Origin of the sequence: Microvirga zambiensis WSM3693 (assembly GCF_016735695.1) — a bacterium.
In the GTDB taxonomy this organism is placed as follows: Bacteria; Pseudomonadota; Alphaproteobacteria; order Rhizobiales; family Beijerinckiaceae; genus Microvirga; species Microvirga zambiensis.
This window is the reverse complement of record NZ_JAERQD010000009.1, coordinates 12802-30258: the sequence shown is the minus strand read 5'-3', so window position 1 is coordinate 30258 and position 17457 is coordinate 12802. Positions and strand designations below refer to the sequence as shown.

The 17457-nt window shown below is 63.8% G+C and carries 16 protein-coding genes; 6 read left to right on the top strand and 10 right to left on the bottom strand.

The window, feature by feature from the left end; all coding sequences use genetic code 11:
• Positions 1-8 precede the first annotated feature (8 nt).
• Entirely contained in the window at positions 9-1019 is a 1011-nt protein-coding gene (locus JKL46_RS09350) for a peptidoglycan DD-metalloendopeptidase family protein (RefSeq protein ID WP_343074034.1), read from the top strand.
• 1078 nt (positions 1020-2097) lie between these two features.
• On the opposite strand, the gene JKL46_RS09345 is transcribed toward JKL46_RS09350, so the two are convergent.
• Both JKL46_RS09345 and JKL46_RS09340 read right to left on the bottom strand, forming a co-directional pair.
• Positions 2098-2610 carry an RNA pyrophosphohydrolase gene (locus tag JKL46_RS09345; RefSeq protein WP_201832429.1) on the bottom strand — a complete coding sequence of 171 codons (513 nt, stop codon included), beginning with the start codon at positions 2608-2610 and terminating at the stop codon, positions 2098-2100.
• The gene (locus JKL46_RS09340; protein ID WP_201832186.1) at positions 2607-3725 is read right to left on the bottom strand and encodes a M20 family metallopeptidase; all 1119 of its coding nucleotides are present in this window, start codon (positions 3723-3725) and stop codon (positions 2607-2609) included. Before JKL46_RS09340 ends, JKL46_RS09345 begins: the two co-directional genes overlap by 4 nt.
• Before the next feature lie 197 nt (positions 3726-3922).
• Here JKL46_RS09340 and JKL46_RS09335 point away from each other — a divergent pair, with 197 nt between their 5' ends.
• Positions 3923-5353, top strand: coding sequence for a calcium-binding protein (locus JKL46_RS09335; protein ID WP_201832185.1), 1431 nt, complete (start codon positions 3923-3925; stop codon positions 5351-5353).
• Positions 5354-5406: 53 nt separating this feature from the next.
• Here the strand turns inward: JKL46_RS09335 and JKL46_RS09330 are convergent, their stop codons facing one another.
• Together JKL46_RS09330 and ssb are read right to left on the bottom strand one after the other, a co-directional pair.
• Positions 5407-5634: a DUF6894 family protein gene (locus tag JKL46_RS09330; RefSeq protein ID WP_201832426.1), complete on the bottom strand. Its 228-nt coding sequence runs from the start codon at positions 5632-5634 to the stop codon at positions 5407-5409.
• 297 nt (positions 5635-5931) lie between these two features.
• Positions 5932-6471, bottom strand: a complete 540-nt coding sequence (gene ssb / locus JKL46_RS09325; RefSeq protein WP_201832184.1) for a single-stranded DNA-binding protein — start codon at positions 6469-6471, stop codon at positions 5932-5934.
• 228 nt (positions 6472-6699) lie between these two features.
• Between ssb and JKL46_RS09320 the strand changes: the two genes are divergently transcribed.
• A complete protein-coding gene (locus tag JKL46_RS09320; RefSeq protein WP_201832183.1) occupies positions 6700-8034 on the top strand; it encodes a calcium-binding protein in 1335 nt (444 codons plus the stop codon).
• Positions 8035-8144: 110 nt separating this feature from the next.
• On the opposite strand, the gene JKL46_RS09315 is transcribed toward JKL46_RS09320, so the two are convergent.
• Positions 8145-8495, bottom strand: a complete 351-nt coding sequence (locus JKL46_RS09315) for a hypothetical protein (RefSeq protein ID WP_201832181.1) — start codon at positions 8493-8495, stop codon at positions 8145-8147.
• A 235-nt stretch (positions 8496-8730) separates the two neighbouring features.
• Between JKL46_RS09315 and uvrA the strand changes: the two genes are divergently transcribed.
• Positions 8731-11718 carry an excinuclease ABC subunit UvrA gene (gene uvrA, locus JKL46_RS09310; protein WP_201832180.1) on the top strand — a complete coding sequence of 996 codons (2988 nt, stop codon included), beginning with the start codon at positions 8731-8733 and terminating at the stop codon, positions 11716-11718.
• 67 nt (positions 11719-11785) lie between these two features.
• On the opposite strand, the gene JKL46_RS09305 is transcribed toward uvrA, so the two are convergent.
• Complete coding sequence (locus tag JKL46_RS09305; protein WP_201832177.1) at positions 11786-11974, bottom strand: hypothetical protein; 189 nt, start codon at positions 11972-11974, stop codon at positions 11786-11788.
• 282 nt (positions 11975-12256) lie between these two features.
• Complete coding sequence (locus tag JKL46_RS09300; protein ID WP_201832175.1) at positions 12257-13372, bottom strand: NADH:flavin oxidoreductase/NADH oxidase; 1116 nt, start codon at positions 13370-13372, stop codon at positions 12257-12259.
• Positions 13373-13603: 231 nt separating this feature from the next.
• Between JKL46_RS09300 and JKL46_RS09295 the strand changes: the two genes are divergently transcribed.
• A complete protein-coding gene (locus tag JKL46_RS09295; RefSeq protein WP_201832173.1) occupies positions 13604-14389 on the top strand; it encodes a DUF4336 domain-containing protein in 786 nt (261 codons plus the stop codon).
• A 95-nt stretch (positions 14390-14484) separates the two neighbouring features.
• The gene (locus JKL46_RS09290) at positions 14485-15294 is read left to right on the top strand and encodes a class I SAM-dependent methyltransferase (protein WP_201832171.1); all 810 of its coding nucleotides are present in this window, start codon (positions 14485-14487) and stop codon (positions 15292-15294) included.
• A 61-nt stretch (positions 15295-15355) separates the two neighbouring features.
• On the opposite strand, the gene JKL46_RS09285 is transcribed toward JKL46_RS09290, so the two are convergent.
• From JKL46_RS09285 to JKL46_RS09275, 3 genes are all read right to left on the bottom strand, one after another.
• Positions 15356-16285 (bottom strand): hypothetical protein, encoded by a 930-nt coding sequence (locus JKL46_RS09285; protein WP_201832168.1) that lies wholly within the window; start codon positions 16283-16285, stop codon positions 15356-15358.
• A 266-nt stretch (positions 16286-16551) separates the two neighbouring features.
• Positions 16552-16794 (bottom strand): DUF6894 family protein, encoded by a 243-nt coding sequence (locus JKL46_RS09280; RefSeq protein WP_343074033.1) that lies wholly within the window; start codon positions 16792-16794, stop codon positions 16552-16554.
• A gap of 67 nt (positions 16795-16861) precedes the next feature.
• Positions 16862-17293, bottom strand: a complete 432-nt coding sequence (locus JKL46_RS09275; protein WP_343074032.1) for a hypothetical protein — start codon at positions 17291-17293, stop codon at positions 16862-16864.
• Positions 17294-17457 lie beyond the last annotated feature (164 nt).

Genomic DNA, 17457 nt, shown 5'->3' with positions numbered 1-17457 from the left:
TCGCTCTGGTGGGTTTGATCGGCAGTGCGGCTGCCGCCTGCAGTACCGACAGCGCTCGGTTTGCGGAAAACCCGTTCTCCAATCCCTTCGCGGCCAGCGAGCGGATCGATACGACCGCGTCGGCCCCGCAGCCCCAGAGCCAGCAATCCTATTCCGCGTCTCCGATGCCGACCCCTTCGGTTCATGCGCAGGCCCTGCCGCCCGTGCAGTCGCAGCCCCTGTCGCAGCCGACCCGCATCGCTTCGGCCCCCGCTCCGATCCAGCCGCGACCCGTGCCGGTCGCTCAGACGGCGCAGCCTTCCGCCCAGCCCAAGTTCCGCCTCGTCGACACATCGAAGGTGCCGGCCGCTACGACCCCCGTCGCCGCTGCCGAACCGGTCAAGCGCGTTCGCCCCGGCATGACCTCGACGGCCCAGGCTCCTGCTCCGGCTCCGGTGAAATCGGCGCCGATGCAGGTCGCTTCCGCAACGAACGAGCCGCTCGTTTCCGCTCCCAAGCCTCTTGTCTCCGCCCCGAAGCCGGTCGTCGAGCAGCCCAAGGTGGCGGCGCTGACTCAGCCGGAGGCGGTAAAGCCTGCCGTGATGCAGCCCGCCGCGCCGCAGCCTGAGGCCAAAGCTCCCGCGCCGGAGCCCGAGGCAACCGCCAGCGTCTCCGGCGACTTCCGCTGGCCCGCCCGCGGCCGCGTCATCGCCGGCTTCGGCGCCAATGGCGGCAACGAGGGCATCAACATCGCCGTTCCCGAGGGCACGCCGGTCAAGGCGACCGAGGCCGGCACCGTGACCTATGCCGGCAGCGAGGTGAAGGGCTACGGCAACCTCGTCCTCATCCGCCACGAGAACGGCTACGTTTCGGCCTATGCCCATAACGGCGCGCTCAGCGTCAAGCGCGGCGAGCAGGTCAAGCGCGGTCAGGTGATCGCAACCTCCGGCCAGACCGGCAACGTGACCTCGCCGCAGCTCCACTTCGAGATCCGCAAGGGCGCGCAGCCGGTCGACCCGATGAAGTATCTCGGCGGCTGATCGGGCCAAAGATTTAGGTCGGCGCCCGACCTTTGGAGCTGACCCAATGAGGGGACGGTGGAGCTCAGCCACCGTCCCTTTGTTTTTTGATCGCGAGTCTCATGCCACCCTCTCACGTCATCACCTCCCCGGACTTGTTCCGGGGATCAGTGCCGGTGATCGCGATCCCAAAGGCGCCACGCTCGCCGTGACCGGACCGGGAATGACCCCCCGCGCCGTCATGCCCGGGCTTGTCCCGGGCACCCACGTCTTGGCAGCGCGGCGGTTCTCGAAGACGTGGGTGGCCGCACCAAGTGCGGCCATGACGGCGCAGGGACGAGGGGGGCGAGGCGGCAGGACGGAAGCGTGATGTTATGTTCTCACTTTGTTCTTGACATCATTCCCAATCTTGGCTATATCGTTGCCTCAAGACCTGCCTCTGACGAGGGGCGCGCTCGCGAGGCGTCGCAGTGTGGAGGCAGGCACGGTCCCATGGCAGGCCTCGCACGCCTGTCGATGCGAGGCCCAGGATGCGGGCCGGTGGTCGGAATCGGTTCAAGGCCCCCGTCGAGCAGACGGATCCCGCCTTGAACGGTCACCGGGCCGGCCTCTCCTGTCCGCCTAAAGAAGCCGTGCGCGAAGAGACAGTTCGGCTCATCGCATTTCCATCCATCATCGAGCCGGGCTGCCATTCGCGCCACCCTCGATCCACCCAAAGGCTCGGAGCCGCAAGCTCCGGGCCCCAAGGTGCTGGCTCTTTGACAAAGACAGATTGAACACCCTCTCGCGTCATCCCCTCTGGCGTCATGGCCGCACTTGGTCCGGCCACCCACGCCTTGGGAGCCGCGCCGCTGCAAGACGTGGGTGCCCGGGACAAGCCCGGGCATGACGGCGAGGGGGCGGGGATGACGGCAGAGGGTGGGATGACAGCGAGGGAAGCGTGACCCCGGGAGAAACGTGGCGCTGTCATCCCGGCGCAGGCCGGGATCCATAACCGCTGACGTTGCGGAACCATGCGCGACGCGGATCGTCCCGTCCTGAGACGACGCGGGTCTGGATCCCCGCCTGCGCCGGGATGACAATGTCGCGGTGAAAGCGCCTATCCCACCGCGGCGAAGGGCGTGAACGCACGGACCACATGCTCGTAGACGGCGCGCTTGAACGGAACCACCAGTTCCGGCAGGCGCTCGAGCCGTTCCCAGCGCCACTCGCCGAATTCGGGCACCGCGCCGCCGCGGATGCCGGCGACCTCGATCTCGCTGTCGTCCCCCGTGAAACGGAACGCGACCCAATGCTGGCGCTGGCCGCGAAACGGCGACAGCCGGTGCGGCGGGCCGTCATAAGGCGGGAAATCGTAGGCGACCGCCTCCGAAGTCTGCCCGAGAACCACCGCGCTCGTGACGTTCGTCTCCTCCCAGAGCTCGCGCTTCGCCGCGGTCGGAAGATCTTCGCCTTCGTCCACACCGCCCTGGGGCATCTGCCATTCGTGGCCCGGTGCGATCACCTCAGGCCCATCGTCGCGCAATCGCCGGGCGATCAGCACCAGGCCGTCCCGGTTGAACAGCGCGATGCCCACATTCGGGCGATAGCGGGGTTCGGGCGCAGCGGTCAGCGCAGCGTCTCCAGCAGCCGCGTCATGAGCTTGCGGCGTGGGGCGATGGAGGAGATCACGGCGTATTCCTGAAGCGTGTGGGCACCATCGCCGTCGATGCCGAGGCCGTCGAGGGTCGGGGTGCCGAGAGCCGCGGTGAAATTGCCGTCCGAGCCACCGCCGACCCGGGGCGCGGAGACGAGGTCGAAGCCGATTTCGGCAGCGAGCGACCTGGCATGGTCGAAGAGCTTCGAGGTCGCCTCGGTGCGCTCGTAGGGAGGCCGGTTCATGCCGCCGGTGATGGTCACCTTGAAGTCGGGTTTCTGCGGCTTGAGCCCGAGCAGGCGCGAAGTCACCGCCTCGCCGTCGGCCACGGTCTCGACCCGCAGGTCGACGGGAAAGCGGCAATGCTGCGGGATCGTGTTCACCGCCGTGCCGCCGGAAATCATGCCGACCGTGGTGGTGATGCCGCGCGCATAATCCGTCATCGCCTCGACGGCGAGGATCTGGCGGGCCGCCTCGTAGATGGCGTTGCGCCCGTCCCTGTGGCGCGAGCCCGCATGGGCGGGCCGGCCCTCCACATGCACCTCGAAGCGCCCTACCCCCTTGCGGGCGGTCACGATCTGGCCACCATCGCGGGCGGGTTCGGTGACCAGGGCGCAGGCCGAGCGACGGCCGAACGCCTCGATCATCGGCCGCGTGATCGGTGAGCCGATTTCCTCGTCCGGTGTCACGAGAAACACGAGCGGCCGCGCCGCCGTGCCCCGGCGCGCGACGTCCTTGAAGGCCTCGAGGCAGAACCAGGCGCCGCCCTTCATGTCGTAGACGCCCGGGCCGTAAAGCCGGTCGCCCTCGATCCGCAGCGGCAGATCGCTCTCGACGGTTCCGACCGGATGGACCGTATCGAGATGCGACATCACGAGAATGCCGGGCTCGCCGGTCTGGGGCCCGGCCCGCAGGATCAGCACATCGCCGAGGCCATCGGTGCCGGCGATGCGCTCGATCGCCACCGGCGAATCCTGCATCTGCGTGACCACGAGGTCCATCATCAGGTTGACCCCGGCCCGATCATGGGTCGGGCTTTCCGTGCGGATCCAGGTGAGAAGCGTTTCGAGGTCTGGCGAGGAATGGGTCATGATCTTCTCGTTCGGACGGGAGGTTGCGATGGCTAACCACTCCCGACCTGAAACATCAAGCCTGCACCGGCATTTCGACAGCGCCAGGCGATACAGAGATACGTCCTTATGACGCAGCAGCACTTTTACGATATCCCGTAACAGGAAAATAAGCTACTTGCTCCACGGTAACGTTCTTACCTTAGGCATTGTAAAAAATGGCACGAAAGATCGGTTCTCTGGGCAGGAATTTTCTCGAAGGCGGCAGCGTCTCAGACATTATCTACGGCGACAGTGACGGCACGCTGCAGTCGCGCACAGCCGGAGGCGATGCAATCCACGGCTACAACGGAGCCGATTATCTCTACGGCGACGCGAGAACGTTGAGGTTCTCGGCCCGCGGCGGCAGCGATTCGATCTGGGCCGGATTCGATGGCGACACCGTCTACGGCGATGCCTACACGATGAGTTATTCGTCGGCCGGAGGTGCGGACAGGATCTATGGCGAGAACGGCTACGACAGGCTCTACGGCGATGCCCGCAGCATGTCGGGTTCGGCGCGCGGCGGCGCCGACAGGATCTATGGCGGCTACGACAACGACAGCCTTTTCGGCGATGCCTATTCCATGTCGTCGACGACGACCGGCGGCGCCGACCGGCTCTACGGCGACCACGACAACGATACGCTCTACGGCGATGCGTATTCGATGACCGGGTCCGCGCGCGGCGGCGGCGATTACCTCTATGGCGGCAATGACGACGACAGGCTCTACGGCGACGCTTATAGCATGAGCAGCGGGACCGTCGGCGGATCGGATACCTTAAGCGGCGACAACGGTCGGGACACGCTTTTCGGCGATGCGCGTACGCTCCTCCATTCCGCCATGGGTGGACACGACACCCTCAGGGGCGGCGCCTCGGACGATATCCTCTACGGCGACGGATACGAGATGCGCCATTCCAGCGTGGGTGGCGCCGATAGGCTCTATGGCGGCTCCAGCAGCGACCGGCTCTTTGGCGATGCCTATGCCCTCTTCGACTCGGCTATCGGCGGAGCCGATTATCTGGCGGGAGAGAGCGGCAACAACATCCTCTACGGCGACGCCTACATCATGTGGGGCTCATCCGCCGGCGGCAACGACAGCCTCTATGGCAGCACGGGCTCAGACACGCTCTATGGCGATGCCGTTACCCTGAACGACCAAAGTCGCGGCGGGCATGATTATCTCAACGGCAGTTCCGGTAACGACGTTCTTTACGGCGACGCGCAGGTCACGAGCGCCAATGCGGGCTACGGCAATGATACGCTGTTCGGCGGCTCCGGCAACGACCGCCTGATCGGTGATTCCGCCTATGGCGGCACCGGTGCCGATTACCTGAATGGCGGCAGCGGAAACGATACGATGGATGGCGGAGGCGGCCGCGATCTCTTCGCATTCGATCTCGCCTCCGGCAAGGATACGATTCAGTACTTCCGTCCTGGAGAGGACCAGATCGACCTGAGAGCCTGGCGTTTTACCTCGTTCACTGATCTCAGCATCGCTGACAGGAGCGGCTATTCCCTCATCTATCTCTCGGGATCGAGCCATTACATCAAGCTCGAGAACGTGCAGAAGGCACAGCTCTCGGCCACCGACTTCATCCTCTGAATGAAATGGGCCCGGAAACTTTCCGGGCTCTTCTCACCACAGTCCGGGCTGCGTCAGTGCTGTGATGTATCCAGCGGGATGGACAGCAGGATTTTTCCGGATTCGTCCACGACTTCCAGCTGCCAGCCGCGCCAGTCGATCTCGTCGGATTCACCGTCCTGCCGCAGTTCCTGAATAGCCTTCAGCGCCTGATAATGGGCTGCTTCGATGTCCGACACCTCGATGCCCGTCTCATCCAGGATACGTTCATGCGTGTGCACAAGATGAAAGTAACAATGCACGCAAGGCAGCCTTAAACAATCGTCATCCAAGTGCCCGGATTCGAAGCGATCCCGCGGCGGCTTCGTACATGAGCAGGTTCTCTGCACCCACGCAAGGCAGGTTTTGGGCTTTACAACCGATATCGGCCCGCTCGACCGGATAGCGAAAGGCCATCATCTGCCTTTGCAGGAAACAGCGTGACATTAACGTCGTGCGATTTGGTTCATCCATGTGCGAATGCGTGACAATGCTGCGAATGCCCCAACGAAAAAGGCCGCCAGAAACTGGCGGCCTCCGAAACTGCAACTCGTGACTTCCTAGAACGGGATATCGTCGTCGATGTCGCTGTAGCGGGAACCTCCGCCTCCGCCTCCACCGCCGCTGTTGCCGCCGCCGAAGGACGGCGCCGGACGACGCTCCTGGGAGGGCGAGCGTCCGAAATCGCCGCCGCGGGCGATCTGGCCCGGCTCTTCGTCGCCGCCATACTCCGAGGCGCCGCCACCGCCGCGGCTGTCCAGGATCGTCAGCTCGCCGCGGAAGCGCTGCAGCACCACCTCGGTCGAGTACTTCTCGACCCCGCTCTGGTCCTGCCACTTGCGCGTCTGCAGCTGGCCCTCGATGTACACCTTCGAGCCCTTCTTCAGATATTGCTCCGCCACCCGGCCGAGATTCTCGTTGAAGATCACCACCGAGTGCCACTCGGTCTTCTCCTTGCGCTCGCCCGTGCCCTTGTCCTTCCAGGTCTCGGACGTCGCAATGCGCAGGTTCACCACAGGCTCCCCGTTCGACAGCCGTCGAACCTCCGGGTCACGCCCGAGATTGCCCACCAATATCACCTTGTTCACGCTGCCTGCCATCGGGGCGCTCTCCTCATTCACATGAGGCTGTTCTGGGGCCCTGGCGGCTCAGGAGCAAGATGGGCGAGAGGTTCTGCACAGGGCTGTCCCCAACTCACGACTGCCGCAGCCGGTTGCCGAGTTCTGAAAAATTGCTCTACCCACCCGGCGAAAACCAGGATTCAATCGATCACCGGTTGATTGCAACTATATAACATGCAATTTCAAAGGAGAGTTCTGGAGGAAATCATGGCTACTTACCGTCTCACCAAAAAGCAGAAAGCCCTCAAGGGAACCAAGTCGGAGGACCTCTTCTTCGGCTCAAGGTTCGCAGACACCTTCGATGGCCTCGGCGGCGACGACTACATCTATGGGGCCGATGGCGGTGATAAGCTGACCGGCGGCGAAGGCGACGACACCATTAGTGGCGGTCTGGGATCCGATAAGGCCTACGGCGGCCTCGGCATAGACTATCTCTACGGCAACCTCGGCAACGACAAATTATATGGCGGGGAAGGCCGGGACTACCTTTTCGGTAATGAAGGCAACGATAGCCTATATGGCGATGCCGGTCATGACCAGCTCAATGGTGGAGAAGACAACGACAAGCTCTACGGCGGCGAGGATGACGATTTCTTGCGAGGCGACGAGGGCAATGATCGCCTTGACGGCGGCAAAGGCGACGACAGCCTTTACGGTGGAGCCGGCAATGACAATCTGTCCGGCGGCGACGGCGACGACCTCCTCGACGGCACAGACCCAATCCCCAGCACAGATCCCGCAAATCCGATCCCGCCGAGCAAGGATAAGCTGCTCGGTGGCAACGGCAATGATGTGGTCACTGTCGATGGTGGGGACTACGCCTTAGGGGGCAAGGGGGTCGACACACTTCAGCTCAGTCTTCGTTCCAATTCGACCGATGACATTATTTATTCGCTCAACCTCTCAAAAATTACCGGGAATAGGGCCGCGGATATCGGCTACCAGGGCATCAAAGCGGGGCAGTTCGAAAAGGTAAGTGCCACTATCCAAGACATGAACATCGGGAGTGTTGTCACAGGCTCGAAGGGCAAGGACACCATCAATGGCTATGGCAAATCCGGCGTAATCAACGGCGGCTCGGGCAACGATATCCTTTTCGCGAGCGGGGATAACGATGAAAACCCGGCCAATGGGATCGTGGTCATCGGAGGTGCTGGCGACGACAGGCTGAGTGGCTCCGGCGATGTAACGCTCGCAGGCGGCCGCGGCGACGACCAGTTCGTCCTATCGCTAAGCTCCGTATGCACCATCGCGGATTTTTCAGGCAAGGAGGATTACTTCCGCATCTCTGAAAGCGGCTTCCGCTTCTGGGATCCCACGCTGAATGATTACGTCTTTCCCGCCTTCGACTTGACCAACCTTCTTGTTATGGGAGCCGACCCAAAGGCGACTTCGACCCTGGCGCAATTCCTCTACGACACGGATGACGGCAAGCTTTATTATGATCGCGATGGGATAGGAGAGTTGTACGGCCATAGTCTCGTGACGACACTGGCGAACAAAGCCGCCCTCAAGGCCTCGGACTTCATCATCCTTATGTGAAGTCGACATTCAACCATTTGACAGGCCCGCCACCGGCGGGCCTTTTCCTTGGCCAGGGCCGAAGCTTAACACTGCGCATTCGGCCTATCTCAAATCAAACTCGGTACACACTAAGGACCGATGGCCTGTTGGGCCTCCGCCAAGGCCTGGTCGCATGCCGGCTTGTTGCCCGCATCGTCCGCGGCGCGGGCACGGGCCAGGGCCGCGATGGCCGTATCCATCGACCGGCCCTCCCCCAGCCTCTGCTCTGCCGTCGCGAGCGAACCCGGGGTCGGCTGCCGGTGAAGCTGAGCGCCAACCGACTCGGTTCCGGTGCGCCCGGCCCCGGCGATTGCGTCGATCTTCGCATCGACCTGAGACTGAATGCGGACGATATCCTGAGTGCAGGGCCCTGCCAGCGCGGGCCCGACGGAACAGATCAGCAGAAACGCGCCACCAGCCAAGACACCCCGATGGGCCATGATCCGTACTCCTTGGAGGCGAAACCGCTACGTAAGCTTAACCCAAGGCGGATGCGAGGAACACGACTTTTGTTGTGAGCTGTGTTTAGAAACAACGGAGGCCATTGCCTGACGTACCCTTTTTGTTCTAGTTTTACCCTGGAATCATCCGCCGCATTGCGCCGGCAGGTGAGGAACCACATATGCGGGAACCACCCTGACGGGGTCGGAACTCCTCAAAAGGCTTAAGCTGGTCATGGCTAAACTCGACGACCTGTTCAACCGCGCCAAGGCGGGCGATCCGAATGCGCGCGTGATCTCCGTGCGCGGGGCGCGGGAGCACAACCTCAAGAACGTCGACCTCATGGTCCCGCGAGACCAGCTCGTGGTGTTCACGGGGCTTTCCGGCTCCGGCAAGTCGTCGCTCGCCTTCGACACCATCTACGCCGAGGGGCAGCGCCGCTACGTCGAGTCCCTCTCTGCCTATGCCCGCCAGTTCCTGGAAATGATGCAGAAGCCGGATGTCGACCAGATCGACGGCCTCTCGCCCGCCATCTCCATCGAGCAGAAGACCACCTCCAAGAACCCGCGCTCGACGGTCGGCACCGTCACCGAGATCTACGACTACATGCGCCTGCTCTGGGCGCGCGTCGGCATTCCCTATTCCCCCGCCACCGGCCTGCCCATCGAGAGCCAGACGGTGAGCCAGATGGTGGACCGGGTGCTGGACCTGCCGGAGAAGACCCGCCTCTACCTGCTGGCCCCCGTGGTGCGCGGCCGCAAGGGCGAGTACCGCAAGGAGATCGCCGAGTTCCAGAAGAAGGGTTTCCAGCGCCTGAAGATCGACGGCGAATACTACGCCATCGACGAGGCCCCTGCCCTCGATAAGAAGTTCAAGCACGACATCGACGTGGTGGTCGACCGCATCGTCGTGCGCGCCGACATCGCCGCGCGCCTGTCGGAATCCTTCGAGACCTCGCTCGAGCTCACCGACGGCATCGCCGTGATCGAATATGCCGACGAGAAGGACGAGAAGGGCAAGCCGAAGCGCATCGTGTTCTCGTCCAAGTTCGCCTGCCCTGTCTCCGGCTTCACGATCCCCGAGATCGAACCGCGCCTGTTCTCGTTCAACAACCCGTTCGGCGCCTGCCCGACCTGCGGCGGCATCGGCCACGAGATGCGCATCGACGAGGCTCTCGTCGTGGACGAGACGCTGTCGCTGAAGCGCGGCGCGATCATGCCGTGGGCGAAATCCACCTCGCCCTATTACGGCCAGACGCTGGAGGCGCTCACCCGGCACTACAAGGCATCCATGACGAAGCCTTGGACCGAGCTGTCGGACAATGTGCGCGACGCGATCCTCTACGGCTCGGACGGCGAGAACATCCGCATGGCCTATGACGACGGCATGCGCGCCTACGAGGTGAGAAAACCCTTCGAGGGCGTGATCCCCAACCTCGAGCGCCGCTACAAGGAGACCGAGAGCGATTGGGCCCGCGAGGAGATCGGCCGCTTCATGAGCGAGACGCCCTGCGAGTCCTGCGGCGGCAAGCGCCTGAAGCCGGAAGCGCTGGCGGTGAAGATCGCGGGCTCCGATATCGGCGACGCCACCGCTCTCGCCGTCAAGGACGCGCATATCTGGTTTTCGGACCTGTCCAAGAAGCTCACGAAGAAGCAGAACGAGATTGCCGGCCGGATTCTGAAAGAAATCCGCGAGCGCCTGACCTTCCTGGTCGATGTGGGCCTGGAATACCTGACGCTTGCCCGTGCCTCCGGCACCCTCTCGGGCGGCGAGAGCCAGCGCATCAGGCTGGCATCCCAGATCGGCTCCGGACTGACCGGCGTTCTGTATGTGCTCGACGAGCCCTCGATCGGCCTGCACCAGCGCGACAACGAACGCCTGCTCGGGACCCTGAAGCGCCTGCGCGACCTCGGCAACACGGTGATCGTCGTCGAGCACGACGAGGACGCGATCCTGCAGGCCGATTACGTGTTCGATATCGGCCCCGGCGCCGGCATCCATGGCGGCAAGATCGTGGCCGAGGGCACGCCGGACGAGATCCTGGCGAACCCGAAATCGCTGACCGGCAAATACCTCACCGGCGAGATGCAGGTGAAGGTTCCGGCCAAGCGCCGCAAGCGCGATCCGAAGCGCATGCTGAAGGTCGTGGGCGCCAAGGGCAACAACCTGAAGGACGTGACGGCGGAGATCCCGCTCGGCACCTTCACCTGCATCACCGGCGTCTCCGGCGGCGGCAAGTCGACGCTCGTCATCGACACGCTCTACAAGGCGGTCGCGCGCAAGCTCAACAACGCGCTGGAGCACCCGGCGCCGCATGAGCGCATCGAGGGCCTGGAGCATCTCGACAAGGTCATCGATATCGACCAGTCGCCGATCGGCCGCACGCCGCGCTCGAACCCGGCCACCTATGTCGGCGCCTTCACGCCGATCCGCGAATGGTTCGCCGGCCTGCCCGAGGCGAAGGCGCGCGGCTACCAGGCCGGGCGCTTCTCCTTCAACGTGAAGGGCGGCCGCTGCGAGGCCTGCTCCGGCGACGGCGTGATCAAGATCGAGATGCACTTCCTGCCCGACGTCTACGTCACCTGCGACGTGTGCAAGGGCAAGCGTTACGACCGCGAGACGCTGGAGGTGAAGTACCGCGAAAAGTCCATCGCCGACGTGCTCGACATGACGGTGGAGGAAGCCCGCGAGCTGTTCAAGGCCGTGCCGTCGATCCGCGAGAAGATGCAGACCCTCGCCCGCGTCGGCCTTGACTACGTCCATGTGGGCCAGCAGGCCACCACCCTCTCCGGCGGCGAGGCGCAGCGCGTGAAGCTTTCGAAGGAGCTCTCCAAGCGCGCCACCGGCCGCACCCTCTACATCCTCGACGAGCCCACCACGGGCCTTCACTTCCACGACGTGGCAAAGCTTTTGGAGGTGCTGCACGAGCTCGTCGACCAGGGCAACACGGTCGTGGTGATCGAGCACAACCTCGAAGTCATCAAGACCGCCGACTGGGTCATCGACATGGGCCCCGAAGGCGGCAACGGCGGCGGCCAGATCGTCGCCCAGGGCACGCCCGAAGAGATCGCCGAATCCAAGGCCAGCCACACCGGGCGTTTCATGAAGGAAGTGCTGGAGCGCAGGCCGTTGAAGAAGGTGGCGGCTCCGAAGGAAGCGGCCAGGAAGGCGCCGGCGAAGAAGGACAAGAAGGTGACGGCGCGACGCGAGGCGGCGGAGTGAGGTAACTGGCTTTCGCGATTGAGAAGGCAAATGGCTCGCTTAAAGCACGAGCGCTCTCCCAATTTCTCTAGACGTCCCTGTCAAGACATCTGCGGCCGCGCGAAAGCCCCACAATCTCGCACACCCCCCGCATCACCAGCCACGTCACGCCCAAGACCGTCGCCGCGCCGGTGACGAGCCACAATGCTTGAATCCATTCGGACGAGGTGTGGAACTTGTTGAGCCAGTCGGCCCATGCGCTGTAGGGCTGGTCCATCGCTAAAAACTCCCCTTGCGTGAAGCGACCACCAGCGAGAGGCGCTGGTGGCCGGGGAGTTGAGAAGCCGCGCAAGGACGACCGCGATGACCTTTAGGCCTTTCGGCCCTGGACATGCGCCACCGCCTCCCCGGCCATAAGGCTGGGAAGGCATCGATGACGGCCGATACCAGCCGCCTTACGAGGGGTTCTCACGCCCCAGAGCCAGGTCCCCCGGCTCCGGAAACGAGATAACACGTGAAGGCGGTGCGGGGTCAATGGGCGCAGCCCCTTCACGGACCCTCAATCGTCCGCCCGCATATCGAACAGATGCGGGAACTGCCGGGGCTGCGAGCGCAGGTACTGGCTCGGGGCCTTCACGGCGGCGCCGAAATGGGCGGCGGCGTGCCAGGGCCAGCGGGGGTCGTAGAGGATGGCGCGGGCGAGAGCGATGAGATCGGCATCGCCCGTGGTGAGAATGGCCTCCGCCTGGACGAAATCGGTGATGAGCCCGACGGCGATCACGGGCATGGCGGTCGCGGCCTTGACCGCGCGGGCGAGCGGCACCTGGTAGCTCGGCCCCACCGCAATCCGTTGGGCCGGCGCCAGCCCGCCGCTCGAGACATGGACGCCGCTGCATCCGCGCGCTTCGAGCGCCTTGGCGAACTCCACCGTCTCCTCGATCGTCCAGCCGCCTTCGACCCAATCCGTGCCCGACACGCGCACCGTGACGGGACGATCCGCGGAGAACGCGGCGCGGACCGCGTCGAACACCTCGAGCGGGAAGCGCATGCGGTTCTCGAGCGATCCGCCGTATTCGTCCTCACGCCGGTTCGACAAGGGCGAGAGGAACTGATGCAGCAGGTAGCCGTGAGCCGCATGGACCTGCACGGCGTGGAGGTCGAGCCTCGCCGCCCGCCGGGCCGCATCGGCAAAAGCATTCCGCACCCGTTCGAGCCCGCTTTTGTCCAGCGCCGTCGGGGAAGCCTCGCCTTCGGAATGAGGGATCGTCGAGGGCGCCTCCGTCTGCCATCCGTGGGACCGATCCGGCGGAATCTGCGCGCCGCCTTTCCAGGGCACCTCGGTGGAGGCCTTGCGTCCGGCATGGGCGAGCTGAATGGCGATCGGCATGTCCGACCAGCGGCGGATCCCATCCAGGACACGCCGCATCGCGGCTTCGCTTTCGTCCGAATAAAGGCCGACATCCGCGTAGGTGATCCGCCCCTCCGGCGTCACGGCCGTGGCCTCGATGGTCAGGAGCGCGGCCCCGGACAAGGCGAGCTGGCCGAGATGGATCATATGCCAGTCGGTCATGCATCCGTCTTCGGCGGAGTATTGGCACATCGGGGCGATCACGATGCGGTTGGCGAGCTCGAATTTCCCGATCCGGAACGGCGTGAAGAGTTTTGCTTGCGTCATCGGCTGTCTCCACCATCGAGGATGATATGCGCGTTCGCCTGCCGCCATCCCTCAAACGCACGGTAGGTTCAAAAGGTCGGTAACAGCGAGATTCATAACCGGCGCCCCACGGCTCCGGTGCACGAGTTGTCAGGTGTAAGAGCATCTTCCGTCAATCGCGGAAAAGGCAAGCGAACCTTCAACCCTTGGCGAGGCATTGTAACGAGTAGAATGTTCGAAAAAGAGGCGCAGATGGCCGGTGAAGACGTCACCTATCCCCCCCTCGATGTGCTCAAGCCCGTCGCCGAGAATCTCTGGATCGTCGACAGCGGGCCCCAGGACGCGATGGGCTTGGACCTGCCGGTGCGGATGACGGTGATCCGCCTGGGGAACGGCGACGTCTGGCTGCATTCCCCGACGCGGTTCAGCGCGGAGCTGCGGCGAGAGATCGAGACCCTCGGCCCCATCCGTCACCTCGTCGCGCCCAACATCGCTCATTGGACGCATCTCAAGGGGTGGCAGGGGAGCTGTCCGGCGGCAAAAACCTCCGCCGCTCCAAAGCTCCGGGAGCGTGCCCAGGTGCGGAAGGAAGGCCTGCGCCTCGACCGCGACCTGACGGACATACCGCCCGCAGAGTGGAACGGCGAGATCGAGCAGGTCGTCGTGCCGGGCGGCGCGGGCTTTCGCGAGGTCGCCTTCTTTCACAGACCCACGCGCACGCTGATCCTGACGGACCTCGTCCAGAACCTGGAGCCGGAAAAGCTGTCGTTCGGGACGCGACTTTTCGCGAAGCTCACAGGCGTCCAGGCGCCCAACGGCAAGGCTCCCGCCTATCTGCGCCTCGTCGTTCGCCTGCGCCTCAAGGAAGCAAGGGAGGCCCTCGCACGGATCGTGGCCTGGAACCCGGAGCGGGTCATCTTCAGCCATGGCCGCTGGTTCGAGCGGGACGGCGCGACCAGGTTGAAACGTTCCTTCGCATGGCTCCTGGGGCGACCGCGCGATAGTGCTGAACTGACGTCGTCCCCAAAGCGGACCTGAGACCCGTCGCAGGTGGCGGATGCCACCCCTTTTGAGGCTCTTGCCTGCCTTCCTCATCGGCGCGATCATTCTGCCCTTTCACGGTGGAGGAGGCGATGAGCGCCACCGATGCTGCCTTTGCGGGCTCGATTCCGGCGATCTACGAGCAATATCTCGGGTCGCTGCTCTTCCAACCCTTTGCCGAGGACCTGGCCTCCCGTCTGAGCGGGGTCAGAGAGGGACGCATCCTTGAGACGGCGGCGGGAACGGGCATCGTCACCCGCGCCCTGGCGAAGGCTCTGCCGCAGCAGGTGGAGATCGTCGCCACCGATCTCAATCAGGCCATGCTGGACCTTGCGGCCGGCAAGCTTCGGGCCCCGAACGTGCGGTGGCAGCAGGCCGATGCACAGCAGCTGCCGTTCGACGATGCATCCTTCGACGCGGTTCTGTGCCAGTTCGGCGTGATGTTCTTTCCCGACAAGCTCGCCGCCTACCGCGAGACGCTGCGGGTGCTGAAGCCCGATGGGCGTTTCATGTTCAACGTCTGGGACTCTCTCGACCGCAACGAGGTCAGCCGCATCATCTCCGATGCCGCCGGCAAGGCGTTTCCGGACGATCCTCCCCGCTTCATCGAACGCGTGCCCTTCGGCTATTGCGACCGCGACCGCATCCGCGGCGAGATTCAGCAGGCTGGTTTCGAGAATGTGGAGATCGAAACCGTCGAGAAGATGAGCACGGCTCCCTCATCGCGCGAGCCGGCAACGGGGCTCTGTCAGGGCTCTCCGCTGCGCAGCGAGATTGAGGCGCGCGGGGCTGATCGACTCGAGGAGGTCACCGCACAAGTCAGCGAGGCCCTTAAGGCCCGCTTCGGCCCGGGGCCGATCGAGAGCCGCATGAGTGCGCTTGTCGTCACGGCGTGGCGATAAGGTTCCGCAAAAGCAAAGGGCGCGGCCGTGATGCCGCGCCCCTGCCTGCTTACGCGATCCGTTAAAGGGCGGACATCCGGCTCATCAGACGACAGAGCGCCTGCATGTCTGAGTCGAAGCCGTCCGGAGAAGCTGCGACCGTGGCGCAGCTGCGCCGCAACTTCACGATCTCGTCGTCTCTCATATTGCGCAGTTCTGCCCTGAGACGTTCGGTCTGCGCTGGCGCGCTCGGATTGACGGTGCCCGTGGTCGGAGGATTGCGCACGCTTGCGCCAGGAGAGCGCGGATTGGCGAGCCCACCGGTGCTGCCGATGCTGCCGGTTCCTCCCGTTCCCCCACCGACCGATCCGCCACTGGAGCTGCCCCTCCCGCCAATTCCGATTCCGGCACCGATATCGACGCCGTTCGAACCGCCAATTCCGGCGCCGACACCGGCCGTCACTCCGCCCGATCCGCCGATGCTGGTGCCAAGTCCAGCGGTCACGCCGTCCGAACCTCCGACGCTGGCGCCGAGACCGGCATTGACGCCGCTCGATCCACCAATGCTCGCCCCGAGACCGGCATTGACGCCACGCGATCCGCCGATGCTGGCGCCACCGCCGGCATTGACTCCCGAGGAACCGCCGACACTGGCACCAAGGCCCGCACTGACGCCACTCGAGCCACCGACATTCGCTCCAGCCCCGGTAGACACGCCGTTCGAGCCGCCGACATTGGCGCCGAGCCCGGCATTGACCCCACCTGAGCCTCCGATGTTGGCTCCGAGACCGGCCGACACGCCATTGCTGCCGCCGAGCCCCAGCCCGAGTCCGGCCGAGATTCCGTTGTTGCCGCCTATGCTGATGCCGAGTCCACCCCCTGAGTCGTCGGACCGCCCAGGACGATCCTGCGCCGAGACGGGATCACCCATAAAACCTGAAATCAGAAGAACAGCCGCACTGTAGAGAAAAGCCTTGCGGCCAAGGCTCACTGAACGTCCACGCGAATCCATTTTATACTCCTTTGGAGCTAACCCGGACGGGGCTATCGCGAGGAAAGACTCAGTTTCCAGGAAATAAGTTCCACAACCTTTGATAAATATCGCAAGCAACGCCTACAATTCGTTTTATATTACGCTACAACGTAATTTCATATAAACATATGACATGCTGATCTCGTGATATATCGTTAGATTAAGCGCACTAAAAATGCTGCTTCTCGAACGAAGGCTGCATGCATGATGTCTTGGCTTAGAGTATTCGCGCCGGAAGCGACCGCTCAATGCACGGTGTTGTTCAGTGCCATGGAGTGCAGGAGCGTCCCTCGGGAGCAGACGATATTGAGCCGCCAACCGGACCAATCGGCGATATCCTCACCAATCTCATGGCGCAACTCGGTGATGGCGAGCTGAGCCTGATCCTTGGCGCTCTCCAAATCGTGGACTTCGATCCCTGTATTGTCGACGATCTCTTCATGATCGTTCACAAGGTGGAAGAAGCAACGCATTTCGGGATTGACCACCCACTCGAACGGGACGGAATCTGCTAGCGCTTTTTGGCGCGGAAGTGAAGGGATCCTGGGGATCCGCTCACTCCTCGCCTTTCGTCGAAGTCTCGGTCTTCAGCGGCATGAGATTGTCCAGGAACACCCAGCCGATATCCGCCCGCGGCGCCGGGACGAGATAGGCACGCCCCTCCTCGACGCGCTCGACCCGGCAGGTAAGCGCCCGCTGATCGCCCGGCGGACGGTAAACCACGGTGGCGCCCGGCCGAATGTCTTCCGGATGTTCCGCAGACTGGCCCTTCGGTGCCGGCTGGCCGTTCGCATCCGCTTCCGGCACCTCGGTGGGGCCGTTGACGGCCCGCAACCGGTCGAGAGCGGCGATCGCCAGCCGCGCCCGATCCCGATAGCGCTCGCTTACCGGGCGCAGGAGTGCGCCGCGCGTACGTCCCGGATACCATGATACGCCTCCGGCCTTCGCCAGTTCTTCTGCGACAACTTCAATCTCTTCGTCTGTCACGCCTGACCCCCCGGACACGGCTGCCATACTCTAGGAACCATTGCACATTCTGCCTTATGAGGAATTAACGCAGAGTAATGCAATGATCTGTTCTTGGCACCCGGCGGTTTCCATTCCCTGAATTCAAGGATTTAGCGCATCTGCCGGGAAAGGGGATACCGCTT